Origin of the sequence: Proteus penneri, from assembly GCF_003144535.1 — a bacterium.
Lineage (GTDB): Bacteria > Pseudomonadota > Gammaproteobacteria > Enterobacterales > Enterobacteriaceae > Proteus > Proteus penneri.
Genome location: NZ_PHFJ01000015.1, coordinates 90,986 through 117,168 on the forward strand (window position 1 = coordinate 90,986; position 26,183 = coordinate 117,168).

Genomic DNA, 26,183 nt, shown 5'->3' on the forward strand with positions numbered 1-26,183 from the left:
AATATGAAAACATGGTTAATGGGTGTTTATGAGTTTTTTTTACGCTATAAAGTAGTTTGGAGTGAAACTTGGAAGATCCGCCAACAATTAGATGCGCCTATACGTGAAAAAGATGAACATGAATTTTTACCTGCACATTTGGAATTAATTGAAACTCCCGTATCTAAGCGCCCACGTTTAATCGCTTATTTTATTATGGCTTTTTTAGTGATTGCTATTATTTTATCAATTTTAGGTAAAGTTGAAATTGTTGCCACTGCAAATGGAAAATTAGCATTAAGCGGGCGAAGTAAGGAAATAAAACCTATTGAAAACTCAATAGTTCAAGAAATTATGGTAAAAGAAGGAGAGTTAGTTAAAAAAGGTCATGTATTATTAAAACTTACAGCATTAGGCGCCGAAGCTGATACATTAAAATCGCAATCGTCATTACTACAAGCGAAGTTGGAACAGTTTCGTTATCAAATGCTGGCTAAATCAATTGAATCAAATAAATTACCAGAGATAAAATTACCTAATGATCCCGATCTTCAAAATATTTCTGAAGATGAAATGTTACGTTTAACATCTTTAATTGAAGAACAATTTTCAACTTGGCAAAATCAGAAATATCAAAAAGAATTAAATTTAGATAAGAAAAAAGCAGAAAGGTTAACAATACTTGCACGCATAAATCGCTATGAAAAATTATCACAAATTGAAAAGAGTCGTTTAGATGATTTTAAGAATTTATTGCAAAAGCAAGCTATTTCAAAACATGCTGTACTTGAGCAGGAAAATAAATACCTTGAGGCAGCAAATGAACTACGTATTTATAAAACTCAATTAGAGCAGATTGAAAGTGAAATTTTATTAGCAAAAGAAGAATATCAACTAGTCACTCAGTTATTTAAAAATGAAATCTTAGATAAAATAAGACAAACAACAGATAGTGTTAAGTTATTAGCACTAGAATTAGAGAAAAATGAACAACGTCAACAAGCTTCAGTAATAACAGCACCAGTTTCTGGGAAAGTTCAACAATTGAAAGTACATACAGAAGGTGGTGTTGTAACAACCGCTGAGACACTAATGATAATAGTGCCAGAAAATGATACATTAGAAGTCACAGCATTAATACAAAATAAAGATATTGGTTTTATTGATGTTGGGCAAGACGTTATTATTAAAGTAGAAGCTTTTCCTTATACTCGATATGGTTATTTAGTTGGTAAAGTAAAAAATATCAATTTAGATGCTATAGAAAACCAACAATTAGGACTTGTTTTTAATGTTATTATTTCTATTGAAGAAAATAATTTATCAATTGGAAATAAAAATATTCCATTAAGTTCAGGTATGGCTGTTAATGCTGAAATTAAAACAGGTATGCGGAGCATAATAAGTTATCTTCTCAGTCCTCTAGAAGAATCCGTAAAAGAGAGTTTACGTGAACGATAATTTATATTTACCATTATTTTCGATATAAAAATATAATAAATTGACGCCTTCTAAACTATAGAGGCGTCATTTATCTATCTTCTTTCTTAAATGCATTATCTACTTCCCCTCTTCACTTTTAATAAGTGAAATAAAAAATAAAGCCTAATGCATTATAAATAAAAGCGATCTGTTTTATAACATTTATCATACAATTTAAATTCATTTAAGAAATACTCCAGATATATATCTCCTTTTAATTAATACCTACCTCACAGAATATGAAATTCACCCTAATTATCATTGACGAAATATAACTTCAGCAGTAAATATAATAAGCAATGATCATAAAAACAGTGACCATCTTTGAAGATGGCTTTTTTAATCCTCAAATTGTCTCATTTTTTAGACAAAGTGATATTACAGAAACCACGGGAGAATTACCTTATGACTAAACAAGATACAGCAACTCATTATTCGATTGATGATATGAAAGCATTAATCGAGACAATGCAAATTTATAAAAAAGATAACAGTGGCAAGGGGATCACTCGCATTGCCTATAGCGAAGAAGATGAAGCCGCACATCTGTATCTTGCTAGTTTAATGAAAGAAGCGGGTCTTGAAGTTTATCGTGATGGTATTGGTACACTTTACGCACGATTACCAGGTCAAGATCGCTCATTACCGGCAGTAGGTACAGGATCTCATCTTGATACCGTTCCTCAAGGTGGCGCTTATGATGGAGCTTTAGGTGTTATCGCAGGATTTTATGCCTTAATGCAATACAAACCACAACAACTTAAACGTGACCTTGAACTAGTTGTTTTCCGCGCAGAAGAATCTAGTCGTTTTGGCTTTTCGTGTATTGGCAGTAAAGTATTAACAGGAAAAATAGATAAAGCTCGTTGGGAACAAAATAGAGATGATGACGGTAATAACTTCTTTGAAGTGCTAAAATCTTTAGGTTATCAGCATGATAATTTTGATAATTGCTTAATCACAAAAGATCGTTTTAGTGCCTTTGTTGAGCTTCATATTGAACAAGGTAAACGCCTTGAAAATGACAAAAAAACTATTGGTATTGTCAACGGTATTGCAGCACCAACACGTTTTTCAGTTACTGTTAATGGTCATGCGGATCACTCTGGTGCAACGCCAATGTATCAACGTCAAGATGCTCTAGTAGCAAGCGCTGGGATTATTACCGATATTAACCGTGCAGCATGTACTGAATCCGTTTATGGCACAGTAGGTACAGTGGGTAAACTCAATGTTATCCCGAACTCCATGAACGTCATTCCAGGGCAAGTAAAATTTTCGGTTGATATTCGAGGTATTGATATAGAAAGTATTCAACGTGTTGTACAGCGCCTAAATAATAGTGTTGAAAAAGCAGAAAAAGATTTTGGTGTCGCTATTGACGTTCAACCGATTTCTGCTGAATCGCCAGTAAAATTAGATGATTCAATTTGCCAAGTTATTGAAAGTTTGTGCCAAAAACACGATATCAGCTATATGACAATGCTAAGTGGCGCAGGTCATGACTCAATGAATATAGCGCCACTTTATCCAACAGCAATGATCTTTACACCTTCAGTTGCTGGTATTAGTCATCACCCAGATGAATTTACCGAATTTAGTGATATTGCTGTCGCTGCAGATTTATTAGCAGAAACATTAGGTACATTAGCAAATCAATAATGACTGACTATTTGTTTTAAAAGGTTAATTGCATCACTCCCTTTGGTCGCTTTTAACCATAATTTATCAAAAAGAGATTGATATTGAAATATCGCCTCAGTTGAAGAGGTTACAGTGGCAATGCCCGTACTGACATTAGGGAATTCACCTAAGCGGAACGGGCTAACAGCTAAAGAAAGCGGTACTTTATCTTGATAGAATAATTGGAAAGTTAAAGACGGCATAGTATCTGAAATGATTGCAATATTAAGATAACTATTTTTTTGTTCTAACTTTTCAATTAAATGAAGAATTTCATTTTTTGCTCGTTCTTTTCTTTCTTGTTGAAGTGTTTTAGTTAAATTAACCGAACCTAACATGCCAACATAAAGAAATTTCTCAATTTGTTGTTGACTAATAAGGTTATAAATATGAGGTGAATGTAAGGACTGATGTTTCTTACGCTCTTTTAAAATAGACAAAACTTCTTGTTGTTTCTCAGACAGAAGGTTTAAAGGTGATGCCTCAGTTAGCATTTCAACCAATGTTTTGTCATAACAATCTGAAGTTAATAAGTAAGAGAAAGGTTCGAAGTGGGTGTAAATATGTGAAGATTGAGTTTCAAGTTGGCGCATTCGTTCAAAAAAGCCATTTGCACTTGAATAATATTCAGTATTAATACCCAACAAACTGGTTAACGAGGTATTTAATAATTTAGCAAGATTATCAAGTGTTTCAATTTTAACAATTTCGCCTTTTTCTAACCGATATACAGCAGCACGAGAAATACCCAAGCTTTCAGCCACATCTTCAGCTTTTAATGAAGAGGCTATACGGTAAGCACGCAAGCGATATCCAATGGATTGGTAATCTATTTTTTCTCTAGGTATGTAAGGCATATTTATAATTGGCTCCCAAATGCACAAAGTACCAGGGTAAAGTAACGGCACAATAATAAGGCGTCAGTTCAGATAGTTTAAATTAAACCAAAAATAAAAAGAATCACCTTCCTCACAATGAAGTAAATAAAAGTAGTTTGCAGCAAAAAGTTAGTCTATATCAATAAACCTGCTTTTAGCAGGTAACCTCACCAGGGTTAAAGCAGTAAAAATTAACAATAAAAAAACAAAAAGTGCTGTTAATGGATATAACAGCACTTTTTTATTATTCACTATTATCCATTGACTAACATTTATTAATCCATAAAATCAATGAAACCATATAAATTACTCATTAAATAAGCCTGTGATGTAAATACATAAATAGAGAATTACATAATGATAAATTTTATCACCTTTCATTGAAACACCAATTCACAAGATTAATTAGCTTCAAAATAATTTTAAATATTTCTTTTTTTGAAAGGTATTTAGCAGGTTATTGATAAACTACCCGCCGTTCAAATAATAAAGGAGTATTAATTATGAATAAGTATTTAAAATATACATCACCTCAATTTAATTATATTTACAATATAATGAAAACCAATAAATATACTGGTAAATGGGAAAATTATAATATTGAAAAGGGTTATACTGAAATAACCTATAGCTTTCCTAACTGGTCTGCATTAAGAGGTAACAAATATACAACAATTACAACATTTACAGAAAAAGGAAAAGATTTAGTTAGAGAAAAACTCCAGCAATGGGAAGAAGTTGCGAATATTAAATTTATTGAAGTAAGTAGAGAACAAGATACAGATATTAAATTTGGTCTGTATAATAATATTAATGAGCTCGCAAATTATAAAAGCTATTCAACGAACGGATTTGCCTATTCTCCATACAATATGTACTATAATTATAAAAAAAAGAATAAAATAGAGAAAGCTGAAGATTATAGTAGTAATGGGCAAATTTGGATAAACATGTCTAAAATGGATGATATTGAATATATTCGTAAATCAGAAATAACTCCAGAGCAACAAATAAGAGTAAATCAATTTAAATCTACAGCAAATATTATTTATCATGTGGTTGAAGAAATTGATGACTATTATTTAATCATGAAAAACAGTAATGCTTGGTCTCATATTAATAATACAAAAAATATATTTGAAGATAAACTCGATTTTCAGCGAACAATTAATCATGAAATAGGCCATGCTCTTGGTCTACATCATACATTCAAGCGTAAAGAATCAATTAATTGTGAAGAAAACAGCCACAAATATTCAGTAATGGCATATAGCGTACCTAAATATGAACATGCCGATTTTAAAGGTATGGATCCTTTAACACCACAGTTAATGGATATTTGCGCTATTCAAGAAACATATGGACAGAATAAAGCTACACGCATTGGTAATACCATTTATGGTTTTAATTCTAATACAAAAAAAGACTATTATTCATTAAAAACATCTGAAGATAAAATTGTTGCATGTATTTGGGATACTGGTGGAATAGATACATTAGATTTTTCAAAATATACCGTTGACCAAAAAATAGATCTGAATGAAGGGAGCTTTTCTGATGTAGGAGGACTACGTGCAAATATTTCTATTGCCTATGATGCTGTTATTGAAAACGCAATAGGCGGTAGTCAAACAGATATTATATCTGGAAATGATGCTAATAACCGCCTCTTTGGTAAACTCGGTGAGGACACTTTATATGGTAAAGGAGGCAATGATATTTTATATGGTGGACAAGGAAATGATCATCTTTATGGAGAAAAAGGTAATGATTACTTATATGGAGAGCAAGATAATGATGTTCTAGTGGATTCTGATGGCAACGATCACCTATATGGTGGACAAGGAGATGATTATCTTTGGGATTCTGAGGGAGATAATATTCTTGATGGCGGGTTGGGTGATGACGTTTTATTTGGTGGTGACGGTGATGACGAACTTAATGGCGGTGAAGGCAATGATCATTTAGATCCTGGAATGGGTAATAACACATTAAAAGGTGGTACAGGTTATGATACTTTTAGTTTTAATACTCAAGATAATGATTCCTCAAATATAATTACTGATTTTGAATCAGGTATTGATAAATTATTTTTTTATAAAAAAACAGATGATCGTAGTTTTATAGAAAAAATTAATATTGTTAACTCTAATCATCTAAATAACAATGAAGGTAAACTTTATTATGACAATAATAATAACATTACAAATTTAAAAATAAATACAACAGAAACATTAACACCTAAATATTTAAATATTTACCTCATAGGAAAATACGAATATGAAGATTTATTCTGTTAATTAACCATTTCTATTATTTACTATATTACTTGATGAGTAATTATCAATTAATATAGTAAATTACTTCAGTTATAAATAAATACTTTATAAAATATAGGATATTCTATAAAGGTATAAAATTTTCTTATCCAAAATAATAATAACAATAAAAAAAATCGCTGTAGAAAATATAACTTTGGATTTATTTACATCATTAAATTATTCTGACTTAAAACACACCTCACTTCACAATTATTTAAAAACATATTTTCCCCCTCTAGATTAATATCAATAAGTGGCTATCTTTATTATCGCTGGCATTCACCAGATAATAAAACTATTTTCAATATGAAAATAAACTTAACCTAAACTTGATATCCGGAGGATATTATGGGTTCTTCTTTATTAAAAAAAGCAGTAGGATTATCTAATGTTTCCGATTTATTAGATAAAAGTGGAATTTTTTATAATTTCTCAGCTAAGACTCTTCCTTCTTTTGATTATGATACTGCAGGAAAGCATATTGCACGCGAAAATTCCACATGGAATGGGAAGCATATTATTGGGCAAGCAGCAGAAGTGACATATTCATTTCCAACTTGGGCTGGTAAAAAATTTAATGATTTTGGTGATAAAAATCCCTATGGGTTTAATTCAACACAAAAAGATCATGCAAGACAATCTTTAGATGCATGGTCTGATATTGCAAATATCAAATTTACAGAAGTAGCACCAGGCACAAAATCAGATATTACTTTTGGAAATATTACTGATCCGTATGGTCAATTCCAAGCTTATGCAACTTTACCAAATACCTATAGTTATGGCCGTGATCTTTCAGGCCAAGCTTGGTTTAGTGACTATTATTATGCAGGTAACACAACACCTGAATTAGGTAATTATGGTCGTTTAACTATTATCCATGAAATTGGTCATACACTTGGTTTAATGCATCCTGGTGATTATAACGCAGGCCAAAATGTACCTGGCTATTTAAAATCTGATTACGCTGAAGATAGTCGCCAATATACAGTGATGAGCTATTGGGATGAATATGAAACGGGCGCACATTTCCAAGGTGCTTATGCGGGTGCTCCTCTACTTCATGATATTTCAGCAATGCAATACCTTTATGGCGCAAATACAACGACCAGAACAGGTGATGATGTTTACGGTTTCAACTCAAATACAGGTATTGATTATTACACTGCAACAAGCAGTAATGATAAATTAATATTCTCAGTTTGGGATAGCAGTGGTAACGATACTTTCGACTTCTCAGGATTTTATCAAGATCAAATTATTGATTTACGTGAGGGTCATTTCTCTGATGTTGGCGGCCTACAGAAAAACGTTTCGATTGCACAAGGTGTTACAATAGAAAATGCAATCGGTGGCTCTGGTAATGATATTATCTATGGAAATGATGCTGATAATATTCTCATCGGTGGCGGTGGTAACGACATACTGTATGGTGGCGGTGGTCAAGATATATTATGGGGCGATACAGGTAGCAATACCTTTGTTTATAAAGAGATCTCCGACTCTCTTGCCTCTGCTGCTGACAAGATAATGGACTTCAAATCGGGTATTGATAAGATTGATTTATCAGAATTAATCGAAAATACCTTTAGCCATAAATTCCTTAATTTTGTTGACAATTTTACAGGTCGCTCGGGTGAAGCAACCGTTAAATATGATCAATCAACAAACTCAAGCGAACTCGCTATTAACGCTTATGGTTATGGATATAGCCCTGATTTCAAAATTGACATTGTAGGATTTGTTAATTACGAAACTGACTTTATTGTTTAATTTATCATCGAGTAGGAGAAAGACATTTCTCCTACCATTCTTTTAACTATAAGGAGTTATTTTTATATTATCTTATTAAAAAAAAGATAGAGTTATCACTCCGTGTTGATAGAAGAAATGCAGTAAATAACAATAAAACAGATAGGAATAAAATCAGGAATAACATTATGTCAGTAAGCGAAAACTATAATGAAATAACCAATATTATAAAAGAGAGAAAGAAAGTATTTTTTTCCATTGGAATATTTACAGCCTTAATAAATATTTTAATGTTAGTTCCTTCCATTTATATGTTACAAGTTTACGATCGAGTATTACCTTCAGGTAATGAAATGACTTTATTAATGCTGACACTTATTATGTTAGCATTATTTATTTTTATGGGAGGATTAGAATACTTAAGAAGTATTATTGTCATTAGAATGAGTAATAAACTTGATTTATCCTTAAACTCAAGAATTTATACTGCTGCATATCAAGCAAAATTAAACAAAACCCCCGGAATTAATTCTTCTTTAGCATTTAATGACTTAGTGACTATTAGGCAATTTATTACAAGTCACGCCATTTTTACTTTTTTTGATTTACCATGGTTCCCTATTTATCTTCTTGTTATTGCATTATTTAATCCATGGTTAGGATTATTTGCATTATGTGGTGCAGTCATTTTATTTTCTTTGGCAATTCTAAATGAATATTTATCTCGATCATCATTAAAAAAAGCCAATGAGTTTGCTAATCAAGCACAAGTAATACAAGGTCATCATTTTGAACATCCACAGCCTATTGAAGCAATGGGAATGTTGGGTTATTTACGTAATCAATGGCAAATTACTCACTTTAAATATCTACAGGCACAAACTCATGCAAGTGATAGTGCAGCTGGTGTTAATGCAATAACAAAAGTGACTCGAATGGCACTGCAATCTTTAATGCTAGGATTTGGTGGATGGCTAGCAATAGATAATACAATTAGCCCAGGAATGATGATCGCTGGATCAATACTACTAGGTCGTGCTTTAGCGCCAATCGAACAAGTTATTGGTGTATGGAAAAACTGGGATAGTAGTAAAGAAGCATACAAAAGGCTAACCACACTATTAAAAACGTATCCGGAAGAAAATAAAAAAATGGCGCTACCTGCTCCTAAAGGCGAATTAACAGTAAATATTAAACAAGCTCAATACCCTCAAACAGAACGCACGCTATTAAATAATATTCATTTTTCACTAAGTCCCAGTGATGTACTTGGCATTATTGGCCCTAGTGCTTCAGGAAAATCCTCTTTAGCTAAATTTATTGTTGGAATATGGGAAGTTAAAACTGGAGACATACGTCTTGATAATGCAGATATATATCAATGGAATAAAAGTGAAGTTGGACAATATATTGGATACCTTCCTCAAGAAATCGCCCTTTTTCCCGGTACAATTGCCGAAAATATTGCCCGATTTTCTGAAATAGATCCTCAGAAAGTCACTCAAGCTGCAATGATGGCAAATGTTCATGAAATGATTTTACGTTTTCCTGATGGCTATGAAACCGTTATTGGCGCTCATGGCGAAGGATTGTCAGGAGGACAACAACAACGTATTGCATTAGCTCGAGCATTGTATGGTGATCCTGCTCTAGTCGTTTTAGATGAACCCAATTCTAATTTAGATGATTTAGGCATTAAAGCTTTAATACAAGCAATTCAAATACTTAAAAAAAATAAAAAAACCGTTATATTAATTACTCATCAAAAACAATTGCTCTCAGTAACCAATAAACTCTTAGTTCTGTTCGATGGTCACACCAAATTATTTGGCTCTACAACAGCAGTTATTGCAGAGTTAAATAAATCATCAGTAATCAAAAGTACGCCGACAACCACACCTATTACACAAAGCAATATTTAATATTGAGAAGATTATTATGATCACAAAAAAAATGAAATCGATATTGTTCATGGTATTTCAGATGATCCTAGAAAATTCTTAATAATAGGATGGTCAGTTATTCTTTTAGGTCTTGCTATTTTTATTTTTTGGGCTGCCTTTGCACCTTTAGATAAAGGCGTATCTACGAAAGGTAATGTTTCAATTTCAGGTAATAAAAAGAGTGTTCAAGCTTCAGTAGAAGGTATTATTACTGACATTTTAGTGAAGAATGGCGATAGCGTAATTGAAGGGCAAACTCTTATTCAATTAAGCCCTATTCAATCAAAAGCCTTAGTAAAATCCTTATCAGAACAATATGATAATTTACTTGTTACTCAACAACGCTTATATGCTCAATTAAATGAAAAAACAGAATTTATCTTAGATCCTAATGAAAAATATTATTCTCATTCAGAGAATTTAAATAAATTATCCCAGCTACAAAATAAATTACTTAATGAAAAGTATATTGAATTGCATAGTGAAATAAATGGCTATAATGCAATTATTGATGGTATTTCTAATCGTTTAATTCATTTAAAAAAATCTACGATAAATAAACAGCATCAAATCAATAGTTTAAAAAATCAAATCAAAGATTTATACATACTTGCTAATGAAGGCTATATTCCTCGTCATCGTTATCAAGAAATTGAGCGAGAACTCGCTGAAAATAATAACCATCTTAATGATACATATGGGCAAATAAGTACATTAGAAAAACAAAAATTGGAATATCAGCAAAAAATATCGCAGCGTAATGCTAATTTTTACCAATCAGCTCGTACTGAACTTAACCAAGTTCAGTTACAAATAAGTGAAACAGAAAAACAACTTATCATTGAAATAGATAAACTAAAAAAGATGCAAATTACTGCGCCTATTTCGGGAATAGTAATGGATTTATCTGTTTTTACTCAAGGTGGTGTTGTAAGAACAGGTCAAACATTAATGGATATCGTTCCTCAAGATCATCAATTAATTATTGAGGCACGCTTAGCCCCTCACCTTATTGATAAAGTTACTCTTGGTCTTCCTGTTGATTTAATGTTTAGTGCATTCAATCAAAATACAACACCTAAAATTCCTGGAGAGGTAACATTAATTTCAGCAGATAGACTGATTGATGAAAGAACAACAGAACCTTATTACCAAGTATTTATTAATGTTAAAGATAATGACCTCCTTACAGACGATAAAAATAAATTAAAGGCAGGAATGCCAGTTGATGTATTCATTAACACAGGCGATCGCTCATTACTAAATTATCTCTTCAAGCCTGTTTTAGATAGGATCCACACTTCATTGACGGAAGAATAATAATGCGAATAAAAAAACTCTCTGCCATTTTATTTATATGGATGCTAAGTTTTCACGCTTTTGCGATCACTCTGTCTGATCTTTATTTCTTAGCAATAAAAAATGATCCTACATTTAATGCTGCGATTAAAGAGCAGATTGCAGGTAAAGAGTATGAAAATATTGGATTATCTCAATTACTCCCAAGCGTACATGTCAATTATCAAAATAACCCACGAAATTGGCAACGAAAAGTTTATCCTATTAATACAAGTAAAGGAGAAATGGAAAGAATAGAATATCAAAATTACCAAAGCCATTCTGTCAGTGCCATTATTAGCCAACCACTCTTTGATTACACGGCATTTAGTGATTACAAATCATCAATAATCAAAACATTATTATCAGACAGTCGTTATCAAGTTAAATTTTCCGAACTAGTGATCAGATTAGTGGATAATTATATAGAATTGGCTTATGCGCAGGATAAATTATTATTAAATCTATCACAGCAAGAAATTTATAAACAACAGCTAATATCAAGCCAGCGTTTATTCGAATTAGGAGAAGGAACAAAAACAGATATTTCAGAGATCCAAACACGATTATATTTAACTCAATCGCAATATACAGATATCCAGCTTGAATTAGATAACGCTAAAAATAAACTAAGTTCAATGATTGGTACACCACTACCTGATGCTGAACATATAGCAAGATTAAATAATAATAGTTTTATATTACAACCAATCACACCCAATAATTATGAATCATGGGAAAATGAGGCTATGCAAAACAACCTCAATATTCAAACCGCTCGTTATGAAATGGCAATAGCAAAACAAGAAATAGAAAAAAATAGAGGTGAATTTTTCCCAACAGTGCAACTCTATGCTTCTTATTCTAATAGTGATTCTGATAGCAATAATACCGTAAATCAAAAATATCAATCAGCAAACGTTGGATTTTATGTCAGCTTGCCTTTACTTAATGGCGGAAAAACAACAGCCTCAATGCGCCAATCTACTGCCTTGTATCAGATGAGTGCTTTTGAAAGAGATGCAATCATCCAGAAAATCACGCAAGAATTACGTCATCAATACCAAATATGTACAACCAGTAATATTAAATTGAATGCCTATGAGCAATCCGTTTCCTCTGCTAAATTGCAATTAGATGCAACTCAAAAAAGTTATATTGGCGGACAAAGAACAATGGTTGATGTTCTTAATGCTGAAGAATTATTATATCGTTCTCAACAAGATTTAATTAAAGCTAAATATGATTACATTCAGGCTTGGGCATTATTGCATCAATATACTAATACATTAGATATTGAAAAAATAAAATTAATTGAAGACTATTTTCAATAGAATTGTTAATTATCTTTGATAACAGATATGAGTATAATTATAAAAGTCCTAGATCGTGGATAGATATAGGACTTTTAGTTATAAGTAATCGTTAATTACTTATTTTAGCTAGCGGGTATCATCACTTCTTTTTATTACCGTACAACGTTAGTACACGGTGAGTAAGAGCAATTGATGCCAGACCGATAAAACACTCAGCTAGGAAAATCAGCATAAATTACCCCCATTCATAAGTACATTCTGTTTGGGCGGGGGCTCTGATAAAGTAAAGTGACTTGTCATATAATGCTTAGCTAACTCCGATTTAATGGACACATTTTAAACCTATCATTAAAACCCCAAAGAGCAAAATATATTTTTCAACAAAATCCATTTTTGGACTTTGATCACATAAAAACAACACAAAAAATCAAATCAATGTCATTTTTAAAGTTAAATTTATTTACTCTTTTATAACCGCATTTAAAGAAAGAAATAATTTTAAAATCAGTTAATTAAAGAAAACAAATGTTAAATCACCCTGCTTTTCTACGATAGGTTTTACCTTTAACTGGCTTATAATAGATAATATATCTTTCCGCTCTGGACGAACCAAAACAATTGCAATCCCTTGGTAGTTATTCGCTTCAATTAAGTTAACTAGCTGCTTAATATCATAATATTTATTTTGCACATCAATCAGGATATGCTAGACCATAAGCTAACTCTCCTTTCGTCTCTGTTAAACGAATATCAGTGCGTTTTAACCCCCATGCTAAAGACGTTCCAATCCCAACTTCATCAGTTAAAATATAAGGCTTATTTGCTAACTCATTATAATAATGATTAATTTCCTTTTCAGGGGTGCTTTTGCTTTCTATTTTATGAGGAATAACATATCCAATTACTAGACTTAATCCTATTGAGCAAAATAAAGTCAGTAACCGAGTAGGTTTAAAGAATGAAGCAATTCCCATCACACTCCAACATAAAAAACCAACAATACCCAGCAATGCTTTATATTGCTCATTTGTTTCATATAACGTAAATCGTGTAGAGAAAAGTGAATAAATAATAATAGAAATGCCGACAAGCCCAAAAACAGTATTTATAATTGCATTAATATTATGAATTTTTTCATTTTGTTCATTTCTTAGCTCTTCTATGTAATGTGCAATCAAGATAGAAAGTGGCACAAAACAAGGTAACATATAGGTTAATAACTTACCGCTAGAGGCAGAAAAAAAAGAAAAAAATAGAAAGAACCAAAATGAAAAATAAAGCGTCCCTTTTTTCAATAAAATAGCTGATTTAATAGCCCCAAATAAGAATCCTAACCAAGGCAAAATACCTAAAATAATAATAGGTAAATAAAACCACATAGGTTGTGATCTTGCAGACCCCTTTTCAACAAAGCGTTGAACATGCTCAATCCAAAAGAAATAGTGCCAATAATCAGAAGCTTGAAGTGCAACCGAAATAACCCATGGACCAGCAATAATAAGCATAGAAATAAGCGCGATTAGTGCATAACAAAGGACTTCTTTAAAACGAGATAAGCTAATTGCAGTTACAACAAAAACTAATGCAGGTAATACAACAGCAATAAAACCTTTAGTTAAAAAACCTAATCCACAGAAGACACCAACTAAAATATAAGCACTGATTTTTGGTTTTCTATTCTGTGCAGATAATCCTCTTAAAAAATAATACATCGCAATAGTGACAAACATTGTCACTATAGGATCAAGAATATTGTAGGTACCAATAGCTAATACCAGAAACGAGGATAAAAAGACCACTAGTGCATTAAACGCCAAATTACGATTATGCCAAACTAGCATAGCGGCACGATAAACAAATAAGCCAGTTAATAAAGTTGAAGTGACAACGACAATACGAACAGAAAAATTCCCCTCACCAAATAACCATTGTGCAATACTGTTAAGCCAATACCCCAACACTGGCTTTTCAAAATAGCGAATATCCAGCATATAAGGTACAGACCAATTACCTGATACAAGCATTTCTCGACTAATTTCAGCATAGCGGATCTCATCTGGTTGCCAGAGTAGTCGGGTTTCGAGAGGAATGAAATAAGTTAAAAATATAAAAATAAAAAGTAGAAACCATTTATATCTTTCTACAAAATCAACACGCATATATTCCTCGTTAAAATAAAACAATATCACTTTATACAAACTATTCACTTAGAATAGCTATCCTATAAAAGATTCAATTATTATTTATTAAATTATAATTAATTATTATATTGCTTTATTTTTAACCAAAAAAAGAGTATCAAAAACCAAGATCTTCAATATTAATCAATATGATAAACTGTAATTCAGTTGGAAAGTTAAATATTGCGTTATTAATCTTTTATTAGTAGCAGCGAGTTTTGATCAAAAGATTAATCTAATTAGTATTGAAATAAAGATAGAAGGTAAAAAATTAAACATAAACAGCAGATAAACAAAAAACCAGAAGGAACTTATTCTGGTTTTTGATTATTTTATTAAATTATATGATATATAAGGATCTTATTTACTAAACTCTTTAAAAGCGCCCATGGTGTTGGATGCATACATAACTGAAGGCCCTCCGCCCATATAAATAGCAACACCTAATGCTTCTGCAAGTTCTTGTTCTGTTGTACCGAGTTCGACTAAAGTTTTAGTATGAAATCCAATGCAACCATCACAACGATTGGCAACAGCAATGGCGATAGCGATCAATTCTTTTGTTTTTGCATCTAAAGCGCCTTCTTTACCACCCGCTTTTGTCGTGCTCATAAAAGCTTTCATTACTTCTGGAATATTTTGAGACAATGCCCCCATATTACTAGCAATGTCTGTTACTATTTCTTTGTACTTACTCATTAGATATCCCTTTATTAATATATATTTTTATATAATATAAAAATATAATATCAAATTATATAATTTGATCAAGATAAATTAAGCATAGTGATCTTTTCTGCTTAAAATAAGCTCAAAATAACGAGGTTTACAATGTCAATTATTGATGAATGGGCTGAACGCCATATTGAACAAGCACTACAAAAAGGTGAGCTATCATCACTTAAAGGTGAAGGTAAACCGCTGATCATTGATGATAATAGTCATGTACCTGAGTCACTTAGAGCTAGCTATCATTTGTTAAAAAATGCAGGTTTCTTACCTCCTGAAATGCAAGATAGAAAAGAAGCATTATCTCTAGCCGAAATCCTAAGTACGCTGAATGAAGCAGGAGAAGAGCATGAATCACTACAAAAGCGTTTAGTATTGCTTGAATTAAAATTACAACAAGCAGGTTTAGATACTCAGTTTTTACATGCAGACTATGCTACACAACTAACAGAAAAATTGGCAAATCATAAAAAAGAAGTAGATCAAAAATAATGAAATATCAGAATAGAAAAAGCCTATACATCCTTGTATAAGCTTTTTTCATCGCAGAAAATTAACCTGCTGTTGGAGAATAGTACGTTGGTGAGCCAGGCCCTACAGGTAAGTTAAATACAAATACCCATAAGTAGAATAATAATGACCAACCAATTAAGAAAATAATAGAATATGGCAACATCATAGAGATCATAGTACCAATCCCCGTGTCTTTCTTATATTTTGTTGCAACGGCTAATATCAAACCAAAATAACTCATCATTGGTGTAATGATATTAGTAACAGAATCTCCTATTCGATAGGCTGCTTGAATTGTCTCTGGCGCATAGCCTGCAAGCATTAACATTGGTACAAAGATAGGTGCTGTAACCGCCCATTGTGCTGATGCTGAACCAATCATTAAGTTAATAAATGCACAGATTAAAATAAAGCCTAAAAATAGTAATCCACTCGGCATATCAATACTATTAAGTAGTGCTGCACCCTTAACAGCAATAACCTGACCGATGTTTGTCCAACCAAAGAATGCAACAAACTGAGCCGCAAAGAAAATAATGACTAAATAGAGCCCAAGCGTACTCATCGAATTAGCCATAGCATCAACGATATCTTTATCTGTACGCATTGTTTTAGCAATCCATCCATAAACAATACCCGGAATTGCAAAGAATAAGAAAATAAAGACAACAATAGATTTTAAGAAAGGAGAATTGCCAATTAACCCTGTCTCTTGGTTTCTCAATATACCATTTTCAGGAACAACCGTTAGCGCTAAAATCACCCCCATAACAATAAAGGTTCCTGTTGCAGCCCATAATGCTTTCTTTTCTAGGGGCGTGACTTCAGCAGCATTCCTTAAATCATTTTCTTCATCATCAAGTTCGTTACCGTTATAAGGCCCTAGCTGAGGCTCAACGATTTTTTCTGTAATGAAGTAACCTAAGAAAGTAATAAGGAATGTACTGACAAACATAAAGTACCAGTTTGCTTCAGCACCAACGATATAAGCTGGATCTATAATGCGCGCTGCTTGTTGCGTAATACCTGATAATAACGGATCTATCGTTCCTAAGAGTAAGTTAGCAGAATAACCACCTGAAACCCCTGCAAATGCAGCCGCTAGACCAGCAAGAGGATGCCGTCCTAACGAATGGAAGATAATTGCTGATAACGGTATCAGTACGACATAACCTAATTCAGCCGCAGTATTAGACATAATACCTGCAAAAACAATTGCCATAGTGGTCATTTTACGAGGTGCTTTCATTACCACTAAACGCATAACCGCAGATAATAAACCTGCACGTTCAGCAATACCGACACCTAATAACGCCACCAGCACCGTACCTAATGGTGCAAACCCTGTAAAGTTTGTGACAACATTTGCCAATATACGACGAATACCATCTGCATCTAACAAACTAATAATGTGGATATAGCCATCTTCTGCGCGTCCTTTGGCACCTTCCGGCCGAGGATCTTGTACCGTAACACCGAAGTATTCGCCAACGGCAGAAGAGACAAGTAAAATAGCAATTAAAATAATAAATAAAATGACGGGATGGGGTAGCGCATTTCCTAGCCATTCCACTGTGCGTAGAAAGCGACTGCCTCCCTGTTTTTTTGTTTGCATCATTTATCCTTTTTATAAAAAAACAGAAAATGCACAGTACACAACCCTTTTTGTTATGACTATCTGTTAATCCTATTTATAAGCATCTTATTTAGGATAAATATCAGTATAAAATTATCAGGTTAAATATTTTTTACCTTAATAAACAACAAAATAAAAGAAAATTACACAATTACAAATCACTTATATTAAAATTAATTTATAATATCTAAAATTAAAAAATGTGCATAAGGTAACATTTTTTAACATAATTATGATTATTTATTAACCTAAAGCAGATAAAAACACCTTGAATTAATAATCAGAAACGATTAAACACTCAGGCAAACCTGATAGTAACGGTCGTAATTACTATAAAAGAAAAAATAATGACGAATAAACAGTCAGATTAGGTTAAAACTTTAGATTATTTGTAACATTATGAAGTGATTTTGCAGTAGATATTAAACGTATTAATATACATAAAATGAAGAATTGCTGATCTAAAAAAGAGAATTAGAAACCGTAAAATAAATATTTAAAAGAATGTCACAGATATTTGAAAGATAAAATGTGATATTTACAATTCCATCATGCCTGTACACGCTGAGCTCTTTTCGTCCCCCATGGAACCCCTTTCTGATTTTTTGTTTGACTCTTGCAGTTGCCAGACCGCAAGATGTTTTAACAAATTAAAAAGGAGTTAATAGCTTATTCAAAGCTGAAAGCTTTACGGGATCCCCCAGCCTTGCAGGGGTTTTCTATGAACAAAAAAAGGGCAGGGATGTCCCTGCCTTACCAATTTGGTAATCAATCAAAGAATAAAAATACGCATTAAAACACCAAGTTTGAGTATCCTCTAGCGATATGCACTAGTATGAAAAAACATCAGGTGTTGCTTCAGCGATGATATTGCTACATTTATCAATGCGCGAATTTTCTGATGAGGATTTTGGTATAAAACAATCTTCAAAAAACCAATAAATAGGTGTATTAAGATAATTGGCTAATAAAACAAGATAACTTAAATCAATTTTATTCATGCCTCGCTCATATCGAGAGAATTGCTGTTGGCTTACACCAATTTTTTTAGCAATTTGCATACCAGTGTAACCTAATTCTTTACGCTTTTTCTGAATTCGTTTTCCAACTAACGCATTAACATTAATATCTGTAAAATCGTAATTCATCATATATTCACCTATTATCATGATTAAGGCATCGTTAAAATAATTGAGCCCGAACCAGAGAAATAGCCCGGTGCAACGCGACCATTCGTGTGTAAAATTGATTTAACCTCTACAGGTATGGTTCCATTTGCAGGAACATTAATTACTGTACCTTTTTCACCAGGATAATTATCAAGAAACAAATCGGCATAAAGGCTATTATCAGGTCGCAATGGTACTCGGCCACTGTCTGAGCCTGATGCAATAACCAGAACTTTCATAGCTAAATTACAAGTCACATTAATATTTTTAGCTCGTGTTGCATTTTCTAAACTCGCTTCGTCAATATCACCATAATTAAGGTTTACAGCTCCTTCTGTTATTTTGCATGCACCAACAGGTGGTGGCGCAATCCCACATAGTGATCCCGGTAATAAACGTCCATTTGGTGACCAGCCTCCTTCCTTAGATTCATAAAATAGCCCGACACATTCTTGATTTGAGGTAAGCGGATCACCAACATGCCGTGCCGTGCCTTGTATTGGAAAGCTTTCCATTCGCATTACCGCATCACGAACGCCAGCTAAATAAGGCTCTTTTTCAACACGGACAATGCTTCTTACCGCCGATCCTGGAGAACCATTAGCATCATGCTTATGGTTAATTGTTATCCAGCATTGACTCCAACCATAACAAGGATTTGGAGTGTAAGGATCTTCAGGATCCCAGCGTTGAATAACATAGGTATAGGTTGCATTTGCTGGTGTTCCTGTTGATTTGGTTATATAAGAAAAGATGGATGCCATCGCAGGCGCTGAAAACAGCAAACCTATTGCAATACATAAAGCTGGAAGTCGCTTTAATATGGACATATAAAACCTCAACCCTAATAATTAGTCATAATTCAAATGGAATGTGGCAATCGCACTAAATGGGCCGCGTTTAATGGATTGGTTAGCAATCGCATCTGGCTCCCCTTGAATAAAGGCATAAAAATTTAAAATCGTGTCATCCGCATTTAATGACATTTTGTCTGTTTCTTTATTAACAGGTAGCGCATTTCCATTTTCAGATTCCAAACCAACAGCAATACCCGACGCTTGACTACTTGGGCTAATTGCTAAAAAACCTTGCCCTGCCATGGCTTGATTTTCATCACCTTTGAAGGTGATCTTGACACTTTTACCAATCGTTAAATCACATTCAGACAAGCGTATTTGAAACAACTTGCTTGGTGTTCTTTGATACGCATAAAGGTTTTTGTCCGGAATATTGCCAAAATCTAACTCAACAGTTTCGTCACCGGGTTTTATGGTGCAAGGCTCGTCAACTAATATGCCGTGAAAACGCATATTGTCCGGCGCTGAAAAAGCAGTTGATGTTAATCCCGTAAATGTAACTAGACCCAATATGAACGGGATCGATAATCTTTTAATATTCATCAATACGCTCCTATTGGTATTCAGCAAGCAGTGTTGCCGAAACTTCAAATGCACCTTCAGGCAAAGTGCTACCGGGTCTTTTAACGGGCACCGCTTGGATCACAGGTGGATTATCCGGTGATATCGCAATACGCTCGTTTAATTTAAAAGGCTTACCATCTTGCGTTAGATGAATACCTAGATCTGGAATATTGGTTTGTAGCGCAGCTTCATCAAACTGTGTTTTAGGGCCAATAATAGAAAGCCCTAAATCCCAACCTTTTAAATTTGGATCACAGACCAATCGATAATTCACTGATTCGGTATAGTTAATGCCATCTACTTTATGAATACCTACATTGTGCCCAAAATAGACATCAATCAGTTCGTTGTTACTAATGACACAAGGAGGCGGTACTAATAAAGTGCCATATAATTTCATATTAGGTGCGTCTGCACTCATGACAGAATAAGAATTCAGTAATGCAATCAGACATATGTACTTTAATTTATTCATCTTCTGACCTCTTACTGATAATCCACATGCAGTGTGCCACTTGCGACAAAATCACCACCCACTAAGACTTCATTCTGATCACGAACTGGAATTGCTTCTAATTCAGGTAAGTTGGGATAGGTAAAATTCACCGCCTTACCTAAATCTAATAAGTTTCCCTGATACAGAATGCGCACCCCCAACCCCGTAATATTTGTTTGTAGCGCATTTGAATCGAATCCAGTTGCGCCACCCGTAATATAAACTTTCATGGCATTGGTTGGCATTTTTTGGCAAGTTGCTGTGTAGTGGATAGGCTCTTTATAACGAACACCATCAATACGTGTACTCATCACCTCACCAAAATTAACTTCGATCATTTTGCCGTCATTAATTAAGCAAGGCGGTGGCGCAATGACATTCCCTGAAATATTGATATAAACGATTCCAGGAATAACATCTTTCACCGCTCTAGCGGGTAAATTCGCAACAGCAGTAAAACTTAGGCCTCCAGTAAACGTTGCCAAAATAAGAATCAACACTGCTTTGCTTAGGCTAAACCGCTGTTCCATTTTCATAAAATAGACCTATTAGTTTCCTGCTGATGTTTCTGTAACTTTGCATTCATTGCCATTACAAGTGAATTTCATCTGTGGACGTCCACCATAATCATTGATGTAACTGAGTACAGGTGATGCCCCAAACGCAGAAGCATGCAGATTTATCGTTCCTGTACTTTTAGGGGCAATCATGATCGGTTCAAAACCATCGAGGCTTTTTCCTTGTAACCCTGTTAACCCATCCACTAATGTCACGTAATAAGGTGTTGGGTTATTCACTTCATAGCGATCACCTTTCTTTATTAAGGTAATTTTTTCCTGCCAAGGATGGGTGAGATCCGTTTGTGTGGCATAAATCGATGCTGGGCGATAAAACAACTTAATTCGTGTTTGTAATGCAATTTGCAACACGTTGGGTTTATCACTACGAGGTGGAATTTCACGCAAGTTAAAATAGAAAACGCTTTCTCTATCTTGTGGTAATTTGGCAATATCGGGTAAGGACTGCACTTTTACTTGGCTTTTATCACCCGGCTCAATACGCTGAATAGGCGGTAAAACTAACAATGGACTGTCAATACGTTCTCCATTTTCATTTTCCATCCAGCCTTGAGCCAAATAAGGTAGCTCTTTATTTTGATTACTGACATTTAAGCTAATAGATTTATCAGCACCATTAAAAATGACACGCGTTCTATCTAAAGCAATCGCAGCAAGGGCTTGACTAGTAAAGACCATTCCAGTCAATAAAGTGGTTGTTACAATGAATAAGCGCTTTGATAACATCATCTTAAATTACTCTTTTTGTCTGAAATTATTTTTATCTTTCCCTTCTTTCCTAACCTTATTTCGTAATCAGTTGAGGTTTAGGTAAGGGCTCTGTTCTTTGATTAATTGTCGAAGGTGTTGATTCACCATCACTACAAGTCAGTAATAATGAAGACATAAATACCCCTTCAACTAATGTTGGTATACGGACTTTGCACTGATCTTGCCCATTCCAACGTACACTCAATACATCATCACTGTTAATCCCAGTCAGATAGACATTCCCTCCATCATTGACAATACCAAGCTCACGCCCTTTCTCGGTTGTGACACTGGCACCAAATGGCGGATAAGTTCCATCTTGTAAGCGAATGACAGCCATGGCTTTTTGTCCCGATATCACATCAAAGTGACGGTAGCCTATTGCGCCTTCTGTTAGGGTAAGTTGCTGAATTGAGCGTAATGCTTCAGCGTTATCAGGCATCTGATCAAGGTCGATGCTGGCACTACTACGGTAATAATCATTGATATCAGGCAGTACTGCTTTACCAAAAGCATTAGTACGAGTAATCGCGCCGATACTTTTCACTGGTACATCTGAAATACCATCGGTATCAACCAGTAAACGAGTACTACCAGTACGACTTGTACGGTGTAATGCACCACCTTTTGGTGTTAAAGTTGCCCCACCTTGTAGTGATAATGTGGCTGATGTGTATTCACCATTAATATGGCTCGCACTAGCAGTGACCAATGCAGCATCAGCGTAATGCATGATATAGGCATCTGCAGATGGTTTACCGTTACTGCTTAAACCAGCACCAACACGATAGCTACTATTGTCATCAATACGATCGTAATAACTGACATTATGTGAATTACCGTGTTTATTAATCACCGTGTTGTAGCTAATGGTTGCACGATCGCTCCAAGGCATGCTGACATTCATATAAACACCATTATCATTGGTGCCATTGAATTTATTGCGAAACGCCGACAGACTAAGATTGATATTTTTAAAGTTACCAATATCCATCGTTTTAGCTAATGACAAGTTATAGTTATCGTTATTAGGCTTATTCCAATAAGTCTGATGACTATAGTTTAAGTAAGCACTCAAACCCCATTCAGGGAACTGCTTACTAAACATAATGGTATAAAGCTCTTTATTGTTATCTTCTTCACCGTCACGATAACGGCGATCTAAATATTGATTCATACTCATAAAGTCACGTTCAGAGAATCGATAGCCTGCGAATGTCACTTGGCTATTTATTTGTTCAAAACGTTTTGAGTAACTTAAGCGATAAGAACCACCGTGATAACGCTTGTTATCATTTGGTATTTTGGCCCAAGAATGTGTCGCATCAAAAGAGATAGCCCCCAGCACCATTAGGTCACGACCAATACCTGCAGAAACCGAGTTATAATCGCCCGAGACTAATGAACCACCATAAAGTGACCAACCGTTACTGATCCCCCATGAGAATTCACCCATACCAAAAATAGGACCTTCCATATTACGGTCCATATCCGACGGTTTACCCGCAGATAATTTATATTGCACTCGGCCAGGACGTGTTAAATAAGGAATACTTGCTGTATCCATTTGGAATTCTTGAACAGATCCATCTTGCTCTTCAATACGTACATCTAATTTGCCACTCACTGCATCATTGATGTCTTGAATGCGAAACGGTCCTGGAGCAACCTGAGTTTCATAGATCACACGGCCTTGCTGACTAATTGTCACTTTCGCATTCGTTTTTGCCACACCCGTTACTTCAGGGGCATATCCTCTTAAGTTAGGTGGCAGCATATTGTCATCCGTAGACAAGTTAACCCCAGTAAAACGGAAGTTATCGAAAATATCAGAACGTGAGTAAGTCTCCCCCATCACTAGGCGAGCCCCTAATTGCGTGATTGCTCTATAAAGATAAAGCTGGTTCCATTTCCAACTATTTTCAGTGCTATCAGGAAGCCCCGTTGTATGCTGATAACTTGCTTGCCAATCGGCACGGAAACGCCAAACACCAAGGTTTGCTCCCACGGTTCCTAAGCCTGTAACTTGTTGGCGCTGTTTTCCATTAGCGGGATCGGTCACATTAGCATTAACGTTATAGTCAAACAGTACTCCTGAGATACCATGATCCCACCGAGAAGGTGGATCCCAGTTTGGTGCCGAATATTCAAGATACGCTTGAGGGATCGTAAGAATAAGATTGCCATTTCCCAGACTTGCATTTACCGTCATTCCGGGAATAGAAGAGATATCAAGACAACTTCCATTATCTTGATATTTAACTTTTTCAGCCCATTCAGGTTTGAGCCCTATTTGATGGATCAATTCTGGAGGTAAGCAAGCCTCACTGCCTTTGGGATCATTGGCTGGTACAACATAGTTAATGTTGTAAAGTTCAGGAAGTTCATTATTATTTACGCGAACAACAAATTCATATCGGCCGGGCATAATATAGCCAGCACGAGAGAAATCTGATAAGTCGATATTTTGCTTATCTTTTAGATCCAAAATATCGGCATTAAATTCAATATCACTATTTGCTAAAGCTGAACTTGAAATACCGGAAATGCCAGTAATAATTAAATAGATCAGTACAGCAACAGGCCGAATAGTATGTTGTTTTTTCTTTTTTTCCGTCCCTAAACCAACGGTTTTGAATGTTCTAACCATAAGTTATCCAACCCGATCCATTTAATAATATTCCAGCTTAAATCGCAGCGTTGTTCTGTAATTTCCAGCTTTTGGTATTTCGTTATTTTTGACTATTCGCGCTTGGTAAAGTAACGCCATTGATTTGGAATCAATACCAACAGGAGGTAATGGCTTACCTGGAATTGCTCTCCTACCATAACGATCAGCTATCGCTAATGACGCACCTTTTGCTTCACCAAAAAGTGCAAAATTACCATTCTCGCTAGAGGGACCTTCAAACGTTGCAATAAAACGAGGGTTGTCCGCTTCCTGACCTTTTTGTTCAATTAGCGTACATTCCGTTAATCTGATAGAAAAATACTCAATAGGTCCTTGCCCTTCAGTTACTAGCATTGGAATAGAAACGATTGTCAGTGGAATAACTTGTTCACCACTTCCTGCTGCAATCGTGCAAGATGGTTCTAAGATCGAGCCTGAAAGATTAAGTACCCCAAATCGCTGATGCATGTTTTTATCTTGTTTTACATCACTCGCTACTGCTGTTGTCATCAGTAAGCTGGCAATAAGGCTTAGCCATAGTGGTGTCATCTTGCGATTCATATTTTTCTCCGTAAGAAAAAAATCGTTAAAAATAGACACAGGAAATAAAGCTCTGTACATCCTTGTACAGAACTTATTTTTTCTTACTGATAAGTCAGTGCGAAAGTTGCGATTGCAGTGAAGTCACCAGGAACAGCGGCTGCAGCAGAAGAACCTTGTAAGTAAGCAGCAAAGTTCAGATCGTTATTACCATCACGTAATGTTTGAGCAGCACTTGGTGTACCTAATTTGATTTGTTTACCACCTGCATCGGTGATAACAACAGCAGCATTTTTAGCGATACCTTCAATACCTAAAGATCCTGCTAAGATGTCTGCATCTTCTGAACCAGTGAAGGTTGTTTGAACAGTTTTATAAGTTTCTGTTGTGCAATTCTCTAAAGTGATTTTAAAATCACGAGAATTACTACGGCCACCATCTTTTAATGCAGCTGTAGAAATTTGACCTAATGGAACAGTTTGATTTTCTGAATCAGGATGAATAGAACAAGGTGCATCAATAATTGAACCAACAAATTTAACAGTACCGTGACCTTGATCAGCAGCAAATGCAGAACCTGCAGCAACAGATAAACCTAAGCCAAGAACTAACGCTAATTTATTTAATTTCATCTTTTTGTTTCCTAAAATATAAAGGATGAAGACATTAAAAATAATAAATTCATTAGGATTGAATTATTCCTAATTGAATGACTCATTTATTGAGTTTTTGAATTTTGGTATATTGATGCCTGTCCTAAACGCAATTAAATATCGTTAGAAACAAAACAAAATACACCAAATTGTTT

21 protein-coding genes are annotated in these 26,183 nt (G+C 34.4%); 8 read left to right on the forward strand and 13 right to left on the reverse strand.

All coding sequences use genetic code 11. The annotated features are described in order from the left end of the window. Positions 1–3 precede the first annotated feature (3 nt). Together CUB63_RS16445 and CUB63_RS16450 are read left to right on the forward strand one after the other, a co-directional pair. Positions 4–1,440, forward strand: a complete 1,437-nt coding sequence (locus CUB63_RS16445; RefSeq protein ID WP_109848526.1) for an HlyD family type I secretion periplasmic adaptor subunit — start codon at positions 4–6, stop codon at positions 1,438–1,440. Positions 1,441–1,866: 426 nt separating this feature from the next. Beyond that, positions 1,867–3,123 (forward strand): Zn-dependent hydrolase, encoded by a 1,257-nt coding sequence (locus tag CUB63_RS16450; protein WP_072063553.1) that lies wholly within the window; start codon positions 1,867–1,869, stop codon positions 3,121–3,123. Here the strand turns inward: CUB63_RS16450 and CUB63_RS16455 are convergent. Next, a complete protein-coding gene (locus tag CUB63_RS16455; protein WP_109399214.1) occupies positions 3,117–4,001 on the reverse strand; it encodes a helix-turn-helix domain-containing protein in 885 nt (294 codons plus the stop codon). The genes CUB63_RS16450 and CUB63_RS16455 overlap by 7 nt on opposite strands. A 524-nt stretch (positions 4,002–4,525) precedes the next feature. Between CUB63_RS16455 and CUB63_RS16460 the strand changes: the two genes are divergently transcribed. From CUB63_RS16460 to CUB63_RS16480, 5 genes are all read left to right on the forward strand, one after another. After that, on the forward strand, positions 4,526–6,322 hold the full coding sequence (locus tag CUB63_RS16460; RefSeq protein WP_109848527.1) for a M10 family metallopeptidase C-terminal domain-containing protein: 1,797 nt from the start codon (positions 4,526–4,528) through the stop codon (positions 6,320–6,322). Between the two features lie 369 nt (positions 6,323–6,691). Beyond that, positions 6,692–8,116 (forward strand): ZapA family metalloprotease, encoded by a 1,425-nt coding sequence (locus CUB63_RS16465; protein ID WP_109848528.1) that lies wholly within the window; start codon positions 6,692–6,694, stop codon positions 8,114–8,116. Between the two features lie 167 nt (positions 8,117–8,283). Further along, entirely contained in the window at positions 8,284–10,017 is a 1,734-nt protein-coding gene (locus CUB63_RS16470) for a type I secretion system permease/ATPase (protein WP_109848529.1), read from the forward strand. 54 nt (positions 10,018–10,071) lie between these two features. After that, positions 10,072–11,358, forward strand: a complete 1,287-nt coding sequence (locus CUB63_RS16475; RefSeq protein ID WP_232240071.1) for an HlyD family type I secretion periplasmic adaptor subunit — start codon at positions 10,072–10,074, stop codon at positions 11,356–11,358. A gap of 2 nt (positions 11,359–11,360) precedes the next feature. Next, positions 11,361–12,710 carry a TolC family outer membrane protein gene (locus CUB63_RS16480; RefSeq protein WP_202608858.1) on the forward strand — a complete coding sequence of 450 codons (1,350 nt, stop codon included), beginning with the start codon at positions 11,361–11,363 and terminating at the stop codon, positions 12,708–12,710. 674 nt (positions 12,711–13,384) lie between these two features. On the opposite strand, the gene arnT is transcribed toward CUB63_RS16480, so the two are convergent. Together arnT and CUB63_RS16490 are read right to left on the reverse strand one after the other, a co-directional pair. After that, the gene (gene arnT, locus CUB63_RS16485) at positions 13,385–14,851 is read right to left on the reverse strand and encodes a lipid IV(A) 4-amino-4-deoxy-L-arabinosyltransferase (protein WP_232240054.1); all 1,467 of its coding nucleotides are present in this window, start codon (positions 14,849–14,851) and stop codon (positions 13,385–13,387) included. 381 nt (positions 14,852–15,232) lie between these two features. After that, complete coding sequence (locus CUB63_RS16490; RefSeq protein ID WP_006534886.1) at positions 15,233–15,571, reverse strand: carboxymuconolactone decarboxylase family protein; 339 nt, start codon at positions 15,569–15,571, stop codon at positions 15,233–15,235. 132 nt (positions 15,572–15,703) lie between these two features. Here CUB63_RS16490 and CUB63_RS16495 point away from each other — a divergent pair, with 132 nt between their 5' ends. Then, entirely contained in the window at positions 15,704–16,093 is a 390-nt protein-coding gene (locus CUB63_RS16495) for a DnaJ family domain-containing protein (protein WP_072063561.1), read from the forward strand. A 61-nt stretch (positions 16,094–16,154) separates the two neighbouring features. On the opposite strand, the gene CUB63_RS16500 is transcribed toward CUB63_RS16495, so the two are convergent. The 10 genes from CUB63_RS16500 to CUB63_RS16545 form a co-directional block, all read right to left on the reverse strand. Next, a complete protein-coding gene (locus tag CUB63_RS16500) occupies positions 16,155–17,729 on the reverse strand; it encodes an AbgT family transporter (RefSeq protein ID WP_072063562.1) in 1,575 nt (524 codons plus the stop codon). Positions 17,730–18,580: 851 nt separating this feature from the next. Beyond that, complete coding sequence (locus CUB63_RS16505) at positions 18,581–18,901, reverse strand: helix-turn-helix domain-containing protein (RefSeq protein ID WP_109399221.1); 321 nt, start codon at positions 18,899–18,901, stop codon at positions 18,581–18,583. Positions 18,902–18,921: 20 nt separating this feature from the next. Then, the gene (locus CUB63_RS16510; protein ID WP_072063564.1) at positions 18,922–19,749 is read right to left on the reverse strand and encodes an MrpH family fimbial adhesin; all 828 of its coding nucleotides are present in this window, start codon (positions 19,747–19,749) and stop codon (positions 18,922–18,924) included. Positions 19,750–19,770: 21 nt separating this feature from the next. After that, positions 19,771–20,319 carry a fimbrial protein gene (locus CUB63_RS16515; protein ID WP_006534892.1) on the reverse strand — a complete coding sequence of 183 codons (549 nt, stop codon included), beginning with the start codon at positions 20,317–20,319 and terminating at the stop codon, positions 19,771–19,773. A 10-nt stretch (positions 20,320–20,329) separates the two neighbouring features. Continuing rightward, on the reverse strand, positions 20,330–20,815 hold the full coding sequence (locus tag CUB63_RS16520; protein ID WP_072063565.1) for a fimbrial protein: 486 nt from the start codon (positions 20,813–20,815) through the stop codon (positions 20,330–20,332). Between the two features lie 11 nt (positions 20,816–20,826). Then, positions 20,827–21,372 (reverse strand): fimbrial protein, encoded by a 546-nt coding sequence (locus tag CUB63_RS16525; RefSeq protein ID WP_006534894.1) that lies wholly within the window; start codon positions 21,370–21,372, stop codon positions 20,827–20,829. A gap of 12 nt (positions 21,373–21,384) precedes the next feature. Next, positions 21,385–22,143: a fimbria/pilus periplasmic chaperone gene (locus tag CUB63_RS16530; RefSeq protein WP_036911923.1), complete on the reverse strand. Its 759-nt coding sequence runs from the start codon at positions 22,141–22,143 to the stop codon at positions 21,385–21,387. Between the two features lie 55 nt (positions 22,144–22,198). Then, a complete protein-coding gene (locus CUB63_RS16535) occupies positions 22,199–24,814 on the reverse strand; it encodes an outer membrane usher protein (RefSeq protein ID WP_109848532.1) in 2,616 nt (871 codons plus the stop codon). 21 nt (positions 24,815–24,835) lie between these two features. Further along, positions 24,836–25,396 (reverse strand): fimbrial protein, encoded by a 561-nt coding sequence (locus CUB63_RS16540; protein WP_109399223.1) that lies wholly within the window; start codon positions 25,394–25,396, stop codon positions 24,836–24,838. An 83-nt stretch (positions 25,397–25,479) separates the two neighbouring features. Beyond that, a complete protein-coding gene (locus CUB63_RS16545) occupies positions 25,480–26,007 on the reverse strand; it encodes a fimbrial protein (RefSeq protein WP_006534899.1) in 528 nt (175 codons plus the stop codon). Positions 26,008–26,183 lie beyond the last annotated feature (176 nt).